This is a genomic window from Pantoea sp. EEL5 (assembly GCF_049892805.1).
Taxonomy (GTDB): domain Bacteria; phylum Pseudomonadota; class Gammaproteobacteria; order Enterobacterales; family Enterobacteriaceae; genus Pantoea; species Pantoea ananatis.
In genome coordinates this window covers 125163-142493 of record NZ_JBNDNJ010000005.1, presented here as the reverse complement: position 1 = coordinate 142493, position 17331 = coordinate 125163, and the positions used below count along the sequence as shown (strand labels likewise).

The following is a 17331-nucleotide window of genomic DNA, read 5'->3' as shown; positions in this document are numbered from 1 at the left end:
CGAATATTTTAAACAGAGCCATTCTACGAAAAATATTCCCAGAAGGAAATATCTCTTCAGTCCGAAATGTACAAATTTGTTACTGTAAAGATTATTACTGACTTTCAGAACCTGAGAAACGGCATAAAGTTTAGGAATACATTGATGTTTTAAACATATTTAAACCGCCTCATGCCAATGAAAGGCGAGCAGGTTCTACACAACATGAATTATAGAATCTCTTTTTTAAGTTAAAAAATCAATGAAAATCAAAACCTAATACCTGGCTATCTTGATTTGTCGTCACGTTGTAAACCTGGAATGATGTGATTTGTCTCGTCAGAGAGAAATGATAACGTATAGTTAATAATAGCCACCCTTAAATAAAAGCTGGTCTGAGCGGACGAAATGCCTTACTAAAAAAACCGCTATTGAGGATAACGTTTTGTTATATGTAAACCCTGATTTTGATGCCAGACATCCCTCAAACCTTCCTTAACCCGACCGTTGCAGCTGTTGGCTGCTTTGCAAAGATGAGAAACGGCTTTACCCGATCTGAGAAAAATAGCATTCCGGATTTCGCAATTACACAAACTCGATAAAGCAACCTGTAACCTGTGCCAGGCTTCATGCCAGGCTGAACGTTTTCTCTGTCAACCCAACGGCCATAAGTCTGTATTATCTGAACATAAGCGAAGCGTCAATAAGGGCAATAACGTTCACATCACCGTTGTCAATAACAGCCTTTACCCATTTTTTCCATATTGTTTAAACCTGCAGTCCACCTGTCTCAGATAATGACCGCATTATATATAAGGAAAAAAGACATAAGCGAGTGTGAGAAATAATTCTGTTCACACAGGGGTAAAACGGATGGCTCAAAAATATCCAGGCCAGCTAATTTCAGCGTTACGTCACGCGCTCGGGTTCAGAAGTACTGTGCCCGACTTGCGCTAAAACATCTGCATTATCAACAGAATACACACATCGGCTTTTCTGACGCTTTTAAAGATAAATGTTAACAATAACTTGCAATGATAATCTAAATGAGTATATTTCTCATTTGTTTTTACATGTTGTTGTTTTTGTCCTTATTCCTGATGGCCAGCCCGCACGGTAGTTAACTGGGACTGATGCAGGGCAGTGGCAGCTAAAAAAAAGAAAACGAGGCGTTAGAATGTTTCTGAATATCCCCCTCCTGAACAGGGATCGCGTGAAGCCCACTTTTCCTCTGGTTCCCTCACACTTATCACTTTTGGCAACCCTTGTGGCAGGCGTATCTTCACATAATGCGTTTGCAGAGACGCCATCGGATGTGAATACGAGCAACCCGACGCTTATCGTTACTGCGGCTGAACAGCCGGTTTCCGAAAATACTTCCTCGGACTACAGCGTACCTGTTACCCGCGCGGGCAATAAGTTACTTTCGACCGTGCGCGATATTCCTCAGTCTGTAAGCATCATCAGCGCGCAGCGCATGAAAGACCAACAGCTACAGTCGTTAAATGATGTTCTGGACAACACCACGGCTATTCAGACCAGCACAGCGGATATGGATCGTAAGACCTATTATTCTCGCGGGTTTTTAATCGACAATTACCTGATTGACGGTATTCCTACTGTATTCGAAGAACGCTGGAATTTGGGTGATGCACAGACGGATAGCGCATTATATGAACGCATTGAAGTGGTCAGGGGTGCAAACGGGTTATTGACCGGTGCCGGTAATCCTTCCGCTGCCGTTAATATGGTACGTAAACATGCCGACAGTCATCAGCCAGAAGGCGAGATATCCGCCAGCTATGGCAGCTGGAATAAACAGCGTTACGTTATGGATGTGCAGTCCCCGTTGAATGCTGCAGGAAATGTTCGAGGCAGAGTGATTGCGGGTTATCAGGATAATAATAGCTTTATTGAGCGTTATGGTGCTGAAAAGAAATTTGTTTATGGGGTGATTGATGCCGATCTCAATGACGCCACCACATTATCTGCAGGCTATGAATTTCAGCAGCTGAATACTGACAGCCCAATGTGGGGCGGTTTACCGCGTTGGTACACAGACGGTAGTAAAACCCATTTTCGTCGCGGCTTTAATACCGCCCCTGACTGGACTTATAACGATAAAGAGAGCAGAAAACTCTTTGCCCGGCTTAAACACACTTTTGCAAGTGGATGGCAATGGACCCTTAACGGCACCCATGATCGGTCAACGCTTAACAGCAAAATGATGTATATCGCCGGCTATTTTGACAAAAATACGGGTGCAGGCGTTTCTCCCTATGCGGATTATCCTGTCGTTGCGGGCACGGGATATAATGCAGCCAAACGTCAAGTCGATGCTGTGGATACCTTCGCCAGTGGCCCTTATCAACTCTTCGGACGCACCCATGAATTAATGGTCGGTGTTAGCTACAGCAAACAAAAAAACACTTACTACGGTACTTTTGCGAATATCTCGCCAGAAGAATTGGGGAATTTTAACCTTTTTGACGGCCAGTTCCCGGAAACGGATTGGGCGGCGCGCACCCTGTCCCAGCAGGATATTACCCGACAAACCTCGGGCTACCTTGCCACCCGTATTTCACTGGCGGATCCGTTAAATCTGATACTGGGCGCTCGTTACACCCGTTGGAGCAAAAATACGCTGACCAACGATATGGAAAAAAATAACATCACGCCTTATGCGGGTCTGATTTATGACATTGATGAGAACTGGTCAACGTACGCCAGCTATACTTCCGTGTTTCAACCGCAGTCATATCGTGATCTCTCAGGTGCCTATCTGGCGCCGGTTATTGGTAAGAACTACGAAGCCGGCGTTAAATCTGACTGGTTCGACAGCCGCTTGACCACGTCACTCTCGGTCTTTCGGGCTGAGCTGGATAATGTAGCACAGACCACCGGTCGCATTATTCCGGGTACCACCGAGTCAGCGTATGCAGGCAAAAATGGTACGGTAAGCCGAGGAATTGAATTCGAAATTAACGGCGCAATCACAGATAACTGGCAGATGACCCTGGGAGGCACGCGTTATATTGCCGAACAGCGTGATGGCACGGCGGTAAAACCCGACTTACCGCGAACGCAGTTAAACGTCTTTACGCGCTACCGTTTACCCATGTTCCCTGATCTGACTGTGGGTGGCGGAGTGAAATGGCAAACGCACGTCTGGAGCGATAATTCGGCACCGGAAGGAAACGGAACGTGGCGTGCTGAGCAGGGCAGCTATGCGTTAGTCAATTTATTTAGCCGCTACCAGGTGACGAAAAATTTTGCTGTTCAGGGCAATATTAATAATCTCTTTGATAAAACCTATGACACGAATGTTGCGGGGGATATCGTTTACGGTGAACCCCGTAACGTCTCTGTGACTGCCAGCTACCGTTTCTGAAGACGCCGGACTTTCACCAGTGAGCGCCTCACCCGGGGCGCTTTCTCCCCTGCTTTTTCCCCCTCGACCCGGCGCAAATCGCTGATCCATCACGTTTTGACGTAATTGCCAGGCCAGAAAGTCGGGGATTTGCGCTACACTGACCAGCGTTAATCCTCCATTCTGCCGCTATGATAGCGCTGTCTGAGGCAAACTAATTCACCTGGAAGAAGTATGAAAATCAGATTCCTTTCGGCTAATGAGCAAAAACTGGCGGAGGTGCGTGAAATCCTGGAGCCAGTGGGCGTCGAAGTCTTGCCGATCGCTCGTCGTATTGAAGAAATTCAAACAGAGAATGAGCTGGATTTGGTGCGGGACAAACTCACAAAAGCCTTCTCAATTATTGGGCGTCCTCTCTTCGTTGAGCATACCGGACTTTATCTCGATGGGCTGAATGGCCTGCCTGCGGGGCTGACGCGCATATTCTGGAACCGGCTGGATGCCGATCGTTTTGCCTCCCTCGTTAATGGCCTCGATAGCCAGGGCGTCACGGCCAAAACCGTACTGGGCTATTGTGACGGGCGCAAAATGTATCAGTTTTACGGCGAATTACGTGGCACTATTGCCTCAAAACCGGCGGGCCCGCGTGGTTTTCAGTGGGACTGCGTGTTTATTCCTGAAGGCTACGATCAAACCTTCGCTGAGATGGGCGACAAGAAAAATGAAATCTCAAACCGTCGCATTGCACTGGACCGCTTCGCGTCCTTCTTAAAAACAGCACGAGGCGTGGCATGAAACCTGAACTCAAGCGGGCTTATGACTCCGGTAAGCTGATACTCTTTGCCGGTGCAGGCCTGTCCCGCAATCTTGGCCTGCCAGAATGGCATGAGCTCATTGCCCATCTGGCCAACGAGCTGGGGTACGATCCCAAAATTTTTAATACCTATGGTACGCACCTTTCCCTGGCCGAATACTATAAGCAAAAAAAAGGATCGCTAGGGCCGTTGAGAAGCTGGATGGATCGCGAATGGCATCGGCCGGATATTGATGTTCGTAGCTCTGAAATTCACACCATGATCACGCAGGGCAACTTTTCGCGTATCTATACCACCAATTATGACCGCTGGCTGGAAGCGGCACATGAGGCGCACGGTGTGCCTTACTCAAAAGTCGCGAATGCGGCCGATCTGGTGTCATTAACTGAAGACAAGCGCCACATCATTAAACTGCACGGCGACTTTGATGATGATACCTCCATCGTTTTAGATGAAAGCAGTTATTTTGAGCGCCTCTATTTTGATTCGCCGCTGGATATCAAACTGACCCATGATGTCATGGGGAATTCGGTGTTGTTCGTGGGCTACAGCATCAGTGACTTTAATATTCGTCTGCTGTTTTATCGCCTGACCAAAATGTGGGGGCGCACGGGCCTGGCCACTGCGCGCCCCAAGTCGTACCTTTTCACTAACCGCAATAACCCGGTGGCAAAAGAAGTGCTGGGTCAGTGGGGCATTGAAATGATCGTCTCTGAAGAAGACGATCCTCGAAAAGCCCTGGCCGATTTTATGCAAGCGCTTCTGGCGTGATGCGCGGGGCGGGGCTGACCACGTCGTTGTAAAATCTGAACCGCATGTCAGGTTTATCGGGCGTGGTGATTCTTCTCTGGAAAATGCGGATTACTGTGGTATGCTGTATAAATACACAGTACCTGAGGGCAAAACTATGGCTGTTGAGACAAAATTTGTAGTGGTCAGAAAAGGTGAAGAGAAGATGACATTTGCCAACAAAAAAGAGGCTGATGCCTACGACAAAATGCTGGATATGGCGGAAGCGTTCACCGACTGGTTGCTGACTCATCAGGCGGAGATGGATGAATCTCAGGCTGAAACACTCGGCCTGTTGCTGGCAGAACAAAAAGACGCCGTGCAGCACATTCTTCGCACCAGTAAACTGCCTCAGTCAACCTCAGGCGGAAGCGCCCCTGAAGCGACGGATGCTGATCATGCGCCGCAAAGTGACAAGAAAGTCCGCGCCGTCAAAGCCGCCTGACCGGGTTATGCCGGAAGCCTGCTTCCGGCATAACCACTCTCGTTTCCTGTCTTTTATCCGTCAATGACCGACTCAGCGTGGGTCTTTTGATCCTTCTCAGCGAATCAAATGCGTCACGGCAAAAGCATAGTGATGAAGGTATCTGGCCATGCACGTCATGCAAAGTACATAACCATGAAACCAGCCTGATTTGTTTAGCATGAATGGGTTCCCGGTTCAGTTATGCCTGGTTAGAAGAGGGCACAGACTGCCATTTAATCCCCGTCTATATATTGTTTCATATCAATACTATTCAGATCAGTAACGGATTCCTGCGTATTATTATGGCCATGTTCAGGTCAGATCGGTCCGATCGCCTCGGGTCGTCGGATGGGAAATAACTAAAAAAGTGACACTGTCATTTCCGTCGTTACGTGCCTGATGTTTCGCACCCGGTGAGATCTCAATGCCTTGCTGCGCCTGCAGGAGATGCACGATGCCCTCAATTTCCATCGTCAGCTCTCCCTCTAAAACAAAAAAGAACTGGCGAGACTGGACGTGAAAGTGTCGGGTTTCAGCAGTCGCAGGCGGCATATGTTCATGAATAATGCTTAAATCCTGGCGTTTCAGCAGATGCCAACCATCACAGTTATTTCCCCAAACATAATGTTCTGCGTTGTCTTTCGAAATCATAAATCCTCTTTTTGCCCGCAACGGATAATGTGAGCCGATTCTGGCTTTGATTCATCTTATTAAAGTTAAATTCTGGCGCGCCGATAGTTATTCCAGGGACATGAAAGATTGTATCTGACAGGGTGGTCAATTTAGCCGTTGTATTCCAGGGGAATCAATATGACCACTCAACCCATTAAAAAAACCATGAGTACCCGCACGCAGATGCTTCTTGCGGGCGGCCTGACGATTACGCTTGGGTTTACCGTGACGATTGGTGTTCTGAGCTGGCAGTCGGCAAAAGAACAAAAAACGCTGGCCGAACATTATCTGCAGCAGATCGCTCAAAGTCGCGGGCTGCAAATTCAACAAGAGCTGAGTTATGCCCTTAATATGGCGCACAGCTTAGGCCAAAGTCTGATTGCTCTGCCCAAAGCGGGCATTAACGATCGTAAAGTCGCTGACAGAATCATGGAATATTCACTCAGAGCCAATCCTGATTATCTCTCGATGTCTGTGATTTTTGAACCCAACGCGTTTGATGGTCGTGATGCTGAATTTGCAGGTCAGAGCGGACAGCCGCCACAGGGCCGTTATGCCTGGTTTGTTGACCGCGATCAGGCCGGTAATTACGCCATGCATCCGTTACTGTCCTTTTTAACGCCGGGTCAGGGTGATTATTATCTGGTTCCCCAGCAGACAAGAAAAGATACGCTGATTGAGCCCTACAGTTATGCCTACAATGGTATACCAACGTTATTGACCTCTGTAGCCTCACCCATTATCGATCAGGGTAAACTTTACGGCGTGGTGACTTCCGATATCTCCCTTGCCTCACTACAAAAGAAAGTTAACCAGATAAAACCCTGGCAGGACACCGGTTATGCCCTGTTGCTCTCTAACACAGGCAAAGTCGTTTCCTCGCCAGATAAAGATGAGGCGGGCAAAGCGTGGAAGGGGGAAAAAGACAATTTCACCCAGCAAATTGTGGAACATGACGACCCGGTGCTGGGCGAAAAAGCCATGTATACCTGGTATCCGGTCACGGTAGGTAATAGCGATAAGCCCTGGTACGTTGGAATTGTCGCACCGGTCAGCCAGGTGATGGCTGCGGCGAATCGCCAACTCTACTGGGCTATCGGACTGATGCTGGTAAGCATCCTGCTGGTCGGCGCGGTGCTGGGGCTCTTGTTCAATCGCAAAGTCATGCGTCCGCTCGGCGGCGAGCCTGCAGAGGCAGCCAGAATAGCGCTGGCGGTTGCGGAAGGTAAGCTCAGTAACCGCTTTCACGTTGCACCGGGCGACAACAGCAGCCTGTTTTATGCGCTGCATACCATGCAAAGCCAGCTGCAATCTATTGTGGGCCAAATCAAAGATGCCAGCGCGTCGGTGCGAGAAGGGGCTAGCGAGATTGCCAGTGGTAACCTCGATCTGGCATCGCGTACCGAACAGCAGGCGGCTGCGCTGGAGGAGACTGCAGCCAGCATGGAGCAAATCAGCGCAACGGTTCGCCTGAATGCCGATAATGCTCAACAGGCCACGAATCTGACCGAAAATGCCACCTCAATCGCCAGCCGGGGCGAAGCGCTGGTTGGGCAGGTGGTGCAGACCATGTCACAGATTGATGACAGCTCGAAGAAAATTGGTGACATTACTACGATGATCAACAGTATCGCCTTCCAGACGAATATTCTGGCCCTTAACGCTGCGGTTGAGGCGGCGCGCGCTGGCGAGCAGGGACGAGGCTTTGCTGTCGTGGCCTCTGAGGTGCGTAATCTTGCGCAGCGAAGTGCGGGCGCGGTGAAAGATATCGCTGCCCTGATTGAAGAATCGAGCGTTCGGGTTCAAAGCGGCGTGAAACTGGTTAACGAAGCAGGCAAAACGATGCATGAGATGACGCAGGCCGTATCGTCAGTGCAGAGCATCATTGATGAAATCGTTTCTGCCTCTGATGAACAGGCGCGCGGTATCGGTCAGGTCACTGTCGCAGTTAACGAGATGGACGGTACGACACAACAAAACGCCGCACTGGTGCAGCAAATGTCTGCCGCCGCCAGCTCGCTGGAAGATCAGGCGCAGCAGTTGGCGCAAACGGTGGAGCAGTTCCGCTAACGCGCGGTAAACCGCTAAAACACAACCCGCACGGTGCGGGTTGTGTTTTCAGTCATTAACCCGGATAGATACCGCGATCTTTACGTGCCATCAGGATACGTTCGCAGGCCACGATATAGGCTGCGGTACGCAACGAGCACGCTTTCTCTTTGGCTTTTTCCCATACGTGAACCATGGCTTCCGTCATGATCTTGTCTGAGCGTTTATTAATTTCGTCTTCGCTCCAGAAGAAGCTGGCCATATCCTGCACCCATTCGAAGTAACTGACTGTCACACCTCCGGCGTTACAAATCACGTCGGGTACAACAATCACACCGCGGTTTGCCAGAACATCATCAGCATCCGGATAGGTCGGACCGTTAGCGCCTTCGAGCACCAGCTTACAGCTCAGGATCTCAGCACGCTCCCGCGTGATTTGTCCTTCCAGCGCGGCAGGGATCAGAATATCCATTTCCGTATGCCAGAAACGCTCTTTCTCGATGTTTTGTGCACCGGGGAAGCCTGCGATCTGCTTGTTTTCAGTCTGCCATTGTGTCAACGCATCCATATCCATGCCGTCAGCGTTGAACAGCGTTGCAGTGTGATCCTGAATCGCCACAACGCGCGCGCCCGCCTGACTAAACAACCGGGCGGCTTCACTGCCTACGTTACCAAATCCCTGTACGGCGACACGTGCGCCTTCAATCTGGATGCCGGCTCGGCCAGCAACCTCACGGCCAGTGACGAACACACCACGGCCGGTCGCTTTTTCACGGCCGAGGGAGCCGCCAAGGTGAATAGGTTTACCTGTCACCACACCCGTCACCGTGGTGCCCAGATTCATGGAGTAGGTATCCATCATCCAGGCCATCACTTTGCCATTGGTGCCGACATCGGGGGCCGGGATATCTTTTTGCGGTCCAATGATGATACCGATCTCGCTGGTATAGCGGCGCGTCAGACGTTCGAGTTCGCCTTCAGACAGTTTAAAAGGATCGACACGAATCCCACCTTTTGCCCCGCCGTAGGGCAGATTGACAGCGGCACACTTGATGGTCATCCAGGCTGAAAGGGCCATGACCTCATTTAAATCGACATCGGGATGATAGCGGATCCCGCCTTTACCCGGACCGCGTGAAAGGTTGTGCTGAACACGATAACCCTCAAAATGACGAATGGAGCCGTCATCCATTTGCAGAGGAATATCAACAATTAATGCACGCTTAGGATGACGTAAAGTATCAATCCAGCGCGTAAGGTCGCCCAGGTAAGGCGCAACGCGATCGATTTGTTGTAGGTAGGTGGACCAGGCTGAAGTACTACTGTCAGACGCGTAAGATAACTTATCCATACAAAACCTTTCTTATCGAAGTTATTTATTGTGTTGAGCCGTGGAATGACGCGCGTTTAAGCGCGCCGACATAATTTATCATTACCAGAGAAAATATGATGTCGACCAGGCGGTCATTATCCCCATGCTATTTCGATTAACGGTGAATAAGAGTGAATAATATTTCGACTTATCTGCCCCGGATGCGGCTGTTTCGTGCATAAATAAGGCATTGTTAGTGCATAAACCAAAAATTTTATGATTTATCAGTTCTTTGAAGGGGGTCAAAAAGTTAATGAATTGTTTCAAAGGATATTGACTTTGTTGCACCGCCAGGGTGCATAAATAAAAGTAATGCGAAGGTTACTTTCACTTATGCGAAGAGGCTAACGGACAATATCTCACGCTTTTTTCACCGACGGCAGAGCAGAAAATAAGATGTGCCAGCAAAATGCGTTTATTAAAACTGGATGGAACTCAACCGCTAAATTTTTACCCTGAATAAGGAAGACGGCCGTGAGCGGATGAAAAATGCTGCGAACAGCAGTGCATCAGTTTACGCTTTGACCTTCTGAAATCAGCGACAACAGATGGTTAACCGCTTTAGACGCATTATTCCGCCGCCAGGCAAAAGCCACATCGGTAAAAAGCGTATTGTTAGCGATTTCCCGGAAGCAAATCTGCGGATTCTGCACGCAAACCATCGATTCCGGTATAAGGGCTATACCGCAACCTGCGCCGACCATACCTAGAGAAGAACTGATTTGCGGAGCCTGCTGAAAAGACGATGAGGAGAAACCCGCGCGCAAACAGGCACTGACAATAAGCTCATACAGGCTGGGTGAAACGTCTCGCGGAAAAATAATTAAGGTTTCCTGCACCAGTTCGCTCAGCGCGATGCTGGATTTTTGTTGCAGAGGATGCGCAGCAGGTAAAGCCAGCAGCATCCGTTCGGTAGAAATGACGCGCAAATTAAACGATTTACTGCTTTCGCAGGGAAGACGAAGAAATGCCGCGTCCAGCAATCCCTCCTGGAGATCCTGAATAAGCAATGACATGTTCTCTTCCCGCGTCATCAGCTCCAGGGCGGGATAGCGATCTTTAAATCGCCGAATAATCTCAAAGACGTTGGGATCAAATGCCACCGAACTGGCAAAGCCCAGCGACATTTTGCCAGAGATCCCCCGGGCAACGCCTTTCGCCTTTTCCAGCGCATGATCGGCGAGTTGAATGATTTCAATCGCATCCGCCAGAAATGTTTTTCCTGCATCCGTCAGTTCCACACCGCGCGTCAGTCGTTTTAACAGCGGCGTACCGATTTCATGCTCCAGTCGCTGAATTTGCTGACTGAGTGGCGGCTGCGAAATGCCAAGCAATTCGGCCGCTCGGGTAAAGTGCTGCGTTTGAGCGACAGCAACGAAATAACGTAGATGGCGCAGTTCCATATTAAAAACGTCTCAAAGTTTACAGGTTTTGCTATTGGATTCTGTCCGCAAACAGGGTCACCATTATGTTAACACGGCTTAACAGTTAACCTACGAGGCATCCGATGAGCAATTTTGTAACTGATTGTTCCTGCGAGGATCAACTAAAAGATACCGTCCGAAAGCTGCGAAAAAACATGCCAGAAAGTGTTATGTATCAAACCTCTTTGATGAGTGCGCTGCTGAGTGGTGTTTATGACGGTGAAACCAGGATTGCTGACTTACTGCGCAAAGGTGACTTTGGTCTGGGAACCTTCAATCAGCTGGATGGTGAACTCATTGCGTTCGACAGCAATGTGTATCAGCTGCGCGCTGATGGTAGTGCCCGGCCTGCTGATCCTGACCAGAAAACGCCATTTGCGGTAATGACCTTTTTTCAACCCCAGCATAAACACGTTTTTGAACGCGCGGTTCAGCGCGATGCGCTGCACCAGCTTATCGACAGCGAAATCACCTCCGACAACCAGTTTTGTGCACTGCGTGTAAGCGGACATTTTTCATCCGTCCAGACGCGTACCGTTCCGTGCCAGTGCCGGCCTTACCGATCGATGCCTGAAGTTCTGGGAAACCAGCCCATATTTGAATTCACGCACCGCCATGGCGAGCTTATTGGCTTCCGCACGCCGCAGTACATGCAGGGTATCAACGTCGCGGGATATCACGAACATTTCATCACAGACGACAGAACCGGCGGTGGGCATATCCTGGATTATGTGCTGGAGCAGGGCACGCTGACTTTTGGTGCCATCAGCAAGCTGGTGATCGATTTACCAGAAAACGCCGACTTTCTTAATGCCAACCTGACGCCGGAAAATCTGGATGATGCCATCCGTTCTGTCGAAAGCTAATCACGAGGCCTGAAATATGAAAACTCTCTCTGATACGACACTCTGGCACTGCGGTGCAGACCTGGTTGTCGCGCAACTTGAAGCGCAAGGCGTCAGCCATGTGTTTGGCATCCCTGGCGCAAAAATTGATAAGGTATTTGATTCCCTACTCGATTCTTCCATTCAGACGATCCCCGTGCGGCATGAGGCGAATGCCGCCTTTATGGCCGCGGCAGTAGGCCGTCTGACGGGTAACGCTGGCGTGGCGCTGGTCACATCCGGTCCGGGCTGCTCAAACCTGGTGACCGGTATGGCTACCGCAACCAGTGAGGGCGACCCGGTGGTAGCTATTGGGGGCGCGGTCAAACGCTCCGACAGCGCCAAGCAGGTTCACCAGAGTCTTGATACCGTATCTATGTTCCGCCCGGTGACAAAATATGCGGTTGAAGTCACCGACTCGTCGGCACTGGCGGAATGTGTATCAAACGCGTTTCGTCACGCTGAACACGGTCGCGGCGGCGGTGCGTTTGTCAGCCTGCCACAGGATATCGTTGATCAGCCGGTCACGGGTAAGGTGCTGAGCCATCACGGCCGCATCACGCTGGGTGCGGCACCGGATGTGATGATTGATGCGGTCAGCCGTGAGATCGCCCACGCAAAAAATCCCGTGATTTTGCTGGGCCTGATGGCAAGCCAGCCTGAGAATAGCGAAGCCATTCACGATCTGTTAAACCGCAGCCATATCCCGGTAACCAGCACGTATCAGGCTGCGGGTGCCGTTCGCCAGGAGCACTTTTCCCGTTTTGCCGGTCGCGTGGGACTTTTCAACAATCAGGCAGGCGACAAGCTGCTGCAACAGGCCGACCTGATTATTACCATCGGCTACAGCCCGGTTGAGTATGAACCTGCCATGTGGAACAGCGGGAATGCCACCTTAATCCACATTGACGTTGTGCCAGCGGAAACGGATAACCGCTATTTGCCAGATGCGGAGCTGGTCGGCAACATCGCCGCCACGCTGCGTAAACTGGCACAAAAGGTCAGCCAGCCGTTACAGCTCAGCAAGGAGGCTGCCAGTATCCTTGAGGACCGTCAGCAGCAGCGGCAGTTACTTGCATTACAGGGCGCGAGCCTGAATCAGTTTGCTCTTCATCCGCTGCGCATCGTGCGTGCGATGCAGGACATTATCAACAGCGACGTCAGCCTCACCGTTGATATGGGCAGCTTCCATATCTGGATTGCCCGCTATCTCTACAGCTTCCGCGCACGCCAAATCATGATTTCTAACGGGCAGCAAACCATGGGCGTGGCCTTGCCCTGGGCGATTGGTGCCTGGCTGGTCGATCCACAGCGTAAAGTCGTCTCGGTTTCAGGAGATGGCGGCTTCCTGCAGTCAAGCATGGAGCTGGAAACCGCCGTCAGGCTCAACGCCAACATTTTGCACATTGTCTGGGTCGATAATGCTTACAACATGGTGGCGATGCAGGAAGAGAAAAAATATCAGCGTGTTTCAGGCGTGAACTTTGGACCCATTGATTTTAAAGCCTATGCGGAAGCATTCGGTGCGGCGGGATTCGCGGTGAACAGTGCCTCCGAACTGGAACCCACGCTGCGCAAAGCGATGGATGTTCAGGGGCCTGCTGTTGTGGCAGTGCCAGTGGATTACGCCGATAACCACTTGCTGATGGGGCAGCTTCACCTCAGCCAGTTACTTTAATTTCAACGGAATAAGGAAACGATGATGAAAATGCGGGTTGCGCTTGTGACAGGTGCGGGTCAGGGCATTGGTGAGGCGATAGCCTTACGTCTGGCAAAAGACGGATTTGCCGTGGCCGTGGCTGATTATAATATTGAAACCGCGTCGCAGGTTGCGGAAAAGATCAAGAATGATGGCGGCCGTGCGTTGGCCATCAAGGTGGATGTAACAAAACGGGATCAGGTATTTCATGCCGTAGAAGAAGCGCGCAGCGTATTGGGTGATTTTAACGTCATTGTGAATAACGCAGGTGTCGCGCCCTCAACGCCCATTGATGAAATCACCGAAGAGGTCATCAACAAGGTTTACGACGTTAATGTTAAAGGCGTGATCTGGGGCATGCAGGCCGCGATAAAAGCATTCGCGTCTGAAGGCCATGGCGGAAAAATTATTAACGCCTGCTCTCAGGCCGGGCATGTCGGCAATCCCGAGCTGGCAGTTTACAGCTCAAGCAAGTTTGCTGTTCGGGGCCTGACACAAACTGCCGCACGGGATCTGGCACCGGCGGGGATCACCGTAAATGGCTTTTGTCCTGGTATTGTTAAAACACCGATGTGGGCGGAGATCGACAGGCAGATTTCCGAAGCGGCAGGCAAACCCGTGGGTTATGGTACTCAGGAGTTTGCGAAAAGAATCACGCTTGGTCGGTTATCAGAACCCGAAGATGTCGCAGCCTGTGTCGCCTTTCTTGCCGGCCCGGATTCTGATTACATCACCGGACAGTCGTTACTGGTAGACGGCGGCATGGTGTTTAGCTAACCGGAAAAATGTCTGGCGCTACGGCGCCAGACTGCCCGGTATTCTGTCACCTCGCATGAGGTAGGCTGAGATCCTGCATGACGTCCTGTAAAAAAATAACGCCGCTTACTTTTTCCCTCATTTCCTGACAATTTTAAGAGCATACCGAGCGTTTCCGGGCTTCCATCGTTCAGTGAAACGGCTAAAATAATGCGTTCATTTGCCAGGGAGTAAGACAGCTATAATGCGTTATCGTAATCTTTTTACCGCACTTGCGGTCGCCACAACATTAGCCGGATGCGCCCGGCATCCCGCCGCCAATCCCCCCGCTGCGGCAGCGGATGATTTTACGACCGGACAGACCCAGATCGATGTTTCACACGTGATTACGCGTGCGGATGACGGTTCACATATTTATCTGACGGTAGATGGTAAAGATGCAGGCGAACTGCCCAATGGTGAAAGCAAAATCCTTCATGTTCCCGCGGGTAAACATGAAGTCGGCGGTTATGTGCGCACGTTGTTTGGCCTGGGGCGGGTAACTATTGATCCCCTTGAAGTGACAACGTCACCTGAAGACGTTAAAAAAGTGGCTTATACCGTGACTCGTAATAAGGCGACCTTTGTTGAACAACCTAAACAGAGCGAACCCCAGCCAGCACAGACGCAGGAACAGGGCTAATCTGTCCTGCTAACGCCAGGTCGTGAATTTCACTGCCTGGCGATCGTTCAGATAGCGTTACGGCAGCAGCAGGTTATCTCTCTGCTGACGTCGATCTGCCGTGTAGTGCCCGTGACCTCAGTGCTTTATGGCGTTAATCTCGCCCTTGACGACAGCCGTTGTGCTTTTGATGACACATGAGGCACGATGGCAATTTTGATCACCCATAGCGCCTGTTAATGAATGCCTATAGCCCCAGTTCACTGAGAGAGGGATGATCGTCCGGTCGGCGGCCCTGAGGCCAGTGAAACAGTCGCTGACTGTCGGTAATGGCCACGTCGTTAATGCTGGCATGGCGTTTCACCATGTAGCCATTCTCATCAAATTCCCAGTTCTCATTGCCGTAGGAACGGAACCAGTTTGCCTGGCTGTCATGCCACTCATAGGCAAAGCGCACGGCGATACGATTTGAATGAAAACTCCACAACTCTTTGATCAACCGGTACTCTGCTTCCCTTTGCCATTTGTCTCGTAAAAACGCCACAATTTCGGCCCGGCCCGTAATAAACCTATCGCGATTTCGCCATGCGCTGTCGGGAGAATAGGCCAGAGAAACACGTTCGGGATCCCGGCTGTTCCAGGCATCCTCTGCCAGGCGCACTTTCTTTATCGCATCCTGTACATCGTTAAACGGGGGTAGAGGCTGACGTGGTGATTCCATAAGGTCTCCTGAAACGCTGGCAGACTCAGCGACACTTCAGCATTGGAGTGCCGGCTGATGACATTCATAAACGGGCAGGTTTTAGAGCGAAATGGCGTGAACCTGACAAACGGCGCGTGCCGCTTCTTTACCTTTTTTCACAAAATGCTCGGTATAAAAACGCACGAATTCGTCGGCAGGCTGAAAATTATGCGGCGTCAGTGAAACAGAAAACACGGGAACATTGGTAGCCAGCTGAGCCTGCATGAGTCCACTGACCACAGCCTGCGCCACGAAGTCGTGGCGGTAAATGCCACCATCAACGACCAGGGCCGCACAAACAATGGCGTCAAACTGACCTGTTTGCGCCAGGCGCTGCGCCAGTAAAGGCATTTCAAAGGCACCAGGCACGTCCCAGGTTTTAATTTCGTAAGGCGTGCCGCTGTTTTCCATTTCCTGATTAAAGCCAGCCAGGGTTTGAGAAACAATGTCGCTGTGCCAGTTTGCCTTGATAAAGGCGACTCTTAACGGTTGCATAACTTACTCCAGTAAACGTGACATCCGGTGCACGTGAAATCGCAAAACGATCGCATTCTTCCGAATCAAAAATAAAGCTGTCTGATGAGCAGCACAGTAAATTCGCTCAGCACTTCTTAAATCACCTGGCTACCTGAGCGCCGGAGCCGGATGACGTCTCTTGCTTATGGCCGACATTATAAACTGATGTCAATAATCCGTGCTTATCTTTAATCCGCTTTTACCGCCATCCACCGTTACGGACGGCACCAATCTTGCGCGGATCATCCGCCAGAGCGCTGTCGTGTTTTATCCGTCTGGCCAATGCTCGCTTTTTGCGTAACGCTTTCCATTAATGTATCAGCTTAAAAATAGTACTGGATATTTAAACAGGTAATTGTATAATTATTCCACTGCCCGTTGGGTGTTGTCTGGAATGATTAGGGGGTAAAGCCCATGATGATATCGACAGAAATCTTCAAAGCAACGGATCATGCCATTACGATGACAAGCCGTGAAATTGCCCAAATGACCGGCAATACGCACGGCGAAGTTAAACGCTTAATTAAAAGTCTTGAAACGGCGCAGCGCCTTTCTCAGCCGCTTTCAGTCAATCTCTATGAGCGCGAAGGCCAGACGCGTGAGGAGTTCTGCCTGAATAAACGCGACTCTCTGCTGGCTGTCGCCCGACTTTCGCCGGGTTTTACGGCCGATGCGCTCGATCGCTGGCAGGCCCTTGAAGAGCGTGTTCATCTGCCAGATTTTACGAACCCTGCTGAAGCCGCTCGTGCCTGGGCTGAACAGTTTGAACAGCGACGCGCAGCAGAGAAACAACTGGCCGAATCGGCACCAAAAGCCGCTTTTTTTGACCACTTTGTCAACGTTGAAACGTCTCTGGGTTTCCGTCAGTTGTGCAAAATGCTGAAAGCCAAAGAGCCAGATTTTCGCCAGTTCCTGCTGGAGCGCAATATTATGTTCCGTGACAAGGGAGCCTTAAGGCCCCAGCATTACCATCTGCAGGCGGGTTACTTTACACTGCATTCAGGTACGGCGGACAATCAGCATGCTTTCTCGCAGGCTCGCTTTACCGCCAATGGTGTCAGATGGATTGCCAGCCTGTGGGCCGGACATCTGTCTGCTCAACTCAAAGGTGCGGCGGCTTAGCCTCACTTCTAGCGT

The 17331-nt window shown here is 50.6% G+C and carries 15 protein-coding genes; 10 read left to right on the top strand and 5 right to left on the bottom strand.

Translation table 11 applies throughout. The features are described 5' to 3' along the window. Positions 1-1156: 1156 nt before the first annotated feature. The 4 genes from fhuE to ACPXSQ_RS17995 all read left to right on the top strand — a co-directional run bounded on the left by fhuE (position 1157) and on the right by ACPXSQ_RS17995 (position 5398). Positions 1157-3370, top strand: a complete 2214-nt coding sequence (gene fhuE / locus ACPXSQ_RS18010; protein ID WP_426144200.1) for a ferric-rhodotorulic acid/ferric-coprogen receptor FhuE — start codon at positions 1157-1159, stop codon at positions 3368-3370. Between the two features lie 213 nt (positions 3371-3583). After that, a complete protein-coding gene (locus ACPXSQ_RS18005) occupies positions 3584-4144 on the top strand; it encodes a non-canonical purine NTP pyrophosphatase (protein WP_013027794.1) in 561 nt (186 codons plus the stop codon). Continuing rightward, a complete protein-coding gene (locus tag ACPXSQ_RS18000; RefSeq protein ID WP_013027795.1) occupies positions 4141-4935 on the top strand; it encodes an SIR2 family protein in 795 nt (264 codons plus the stop codon). Before ACPXSQ_RS18005 ends, ACPXSQ_RS18000 begins: the two co-directional genes overlap by 4 nt. Before the next feature lie 136 nt (positions 4936-5071). Next, complete coding sequence (locus tag ACPXSQ_RS17995; RefSeq protein WP_014333057.1) at positions 5072-5398, top strand: YebG family protein; 327 nt, start codon at positions 5072-5074, stop codon at positions 5396-5398. Between the two features lie 333 nt (positions 5399-5731). Here the strand turns inward: ACPXSQ_RS17995 and ACPXSQ_RS17990 are convergent, their stop codons facing one another. Next, complete coding sequence (locus tag ACPXSQ_RS17990) at positions 5732-6070, bottom strand: cupin domain-containing protein (RefSeq protein ID WP_019105854.1); 339 nt, start codon at positions 6068-6070, stop codon at positions 5732-5734. A 159-nt stretch (positions 6071-6229) separates the two neighbouring features. Here ACPXSQ_RS17990 and ACPXSQ_RS17985 point away from each other — a divergent pair, with 159 nt between their 5' ends. Further along, the gene (locus tag ACPXSQ_RS17985; RefSeq protein WP_014333058.1) at positions 6230-8161 is read left to right on the top strand and encodes a methyl-accepting chemotaxis protein; all 1932 of its coding nucleotides are present in this window, start codon (positions 6230-6232) and stop codon (positions 8159-8161) included. Positions 8162-8216: 55 nt separating this feature from the next. Here the strand turns inward: ACPXSQ_RS17985 and ACPXSQ_RS17980 are convergent, their stop codons facing one another. Together ACPXSQ_RS17980 and ACPXSQ_RS17975 are read right to left on the bottom strand one after the other, a co-directional pair. Next, the gene (locus tag ACPXSQ_RS17980; RefSeq protein WP_013027799.1) at positions 8217-9491 is read right to left on the bottom strand and encodes a Glu/Leu/Phe/Val family dehydrogenase; all 1275 of its coding nucleotides are present in this window, start codon (positions 9489-9491) and stop codon (positions 8217-8219) included. A 530-nt stretch (positions 9492-10021) separates the two neighbouring features. Next, entirely contained in the window at positions 10022-10915 is an 894-nt protein-coding gene (locus tag ACPXSQ_RS17975; RefSeq protein WP_013027800.1) for a LysR family transcriptional regulator, read from the bottom strand. Positions 10916-11019: 104 nt separating this feature from the next. Between ACPXSQ_RS17975 and budA the strand changes: the two genes are divergently transcribed. From budA to ACPXSQ_RS17955, 4 genes are all read left to right on the top strand, one after another. Continuing rightward, on the top strand, positions 11020-11802 hold the full coding sequence (gene budA / locus ACPXSQ_RS17970) for an acetolactate decarboxylase (RefSeq protein ID WP_019105851.1): 783 nt from the start codon (positions 11020-11022) through the stop codon (positions 11800-11802). A 16-nt stretch (positions 11803-11818) separates the two neighbouring features. After that, positions 11819-13498 (top strand): acetolactate synthase AlsS, encoded by a 1680-nt coding sequence (gene alsS, locus ACPXSQ_RS17965; protein WP_014604595.1) that lies wholly within the window; start codon positions 11819-11821, stop codon positions 13496-13498. A 24-nt stretch (positions 13499-13522) separates the two neighbouring features. Then, positions 13523-14296: a (S)-acetoin forming diacetyl reductase gene (locus tag ACPXSQ_RS17960; RefSeq protein ID WP_029571328.1), complete on the top strand. Its 774-nt coding sequence runs from the start codon at positions 13523-13525 to the stop codon at positions 14294-14296. A gap of 223 nt (positions 14297-14519) precedes the next feature. Then, positions 14520-14957 (top strand): hypothetical protein, encoded by a 438-nt coding sequence (locus ACPXSQ_RS17955; RefSeq protein WP_014333063.1) that lies wholly within the window; start codon positions 14520-14522, stop codon positions 14955-14957. 226 nt (positions 14958-15183) lie between these two features. Here ACPXSQ_RS17955 and ACPXSQ_RS17950 read toward each other — a convergent pair whose 3' ends face one another. Together ACPXSQ_RS17950 and ACPXSQ_RS17945 are read right to left on the bottom strand one after the other, a co-directional pair. Continuing rightward, positions 15184-15657, bottom strand: a complete 474-nt coding sequence (locus ACPXSQ_RS17950) for a DUF1348 family protein (protein ID WP_014333065.1) — start codon at positions 15655-15657, stop codon at positions 15184-15186. A gap of 81 nt (positions 15658-15738) precedes the next feature. After that, positions 15739-16173, bottom strand: a complete 435-nt coding sequence (locus ACPXSQ_RS17945; protein WP_013027806.1) for a 6,7-dimethyl-8-ribityllumazine synthase — start codon at positions 16171-16173, stop codon at positions 15739-15741. 435 nt (positions 16174-16608) lie between these two features. Between ACPXSQ_RS17945 and ACPXSQ_RS17940 the strand changes: the two genes are divergently transcribed. Next, positions 16609-17316, top strand: coding sequence for a phage antirepressor KilAC domain-containing protein (locus tag ACPXSQ_RS17940; RefSeq protein WP_014333068.1), 708 nt, complete (start codon positions 16609-16611; stop codon positions 17314-17316). Positions 17317-17331: the final 15 nt, after the last annotated feature.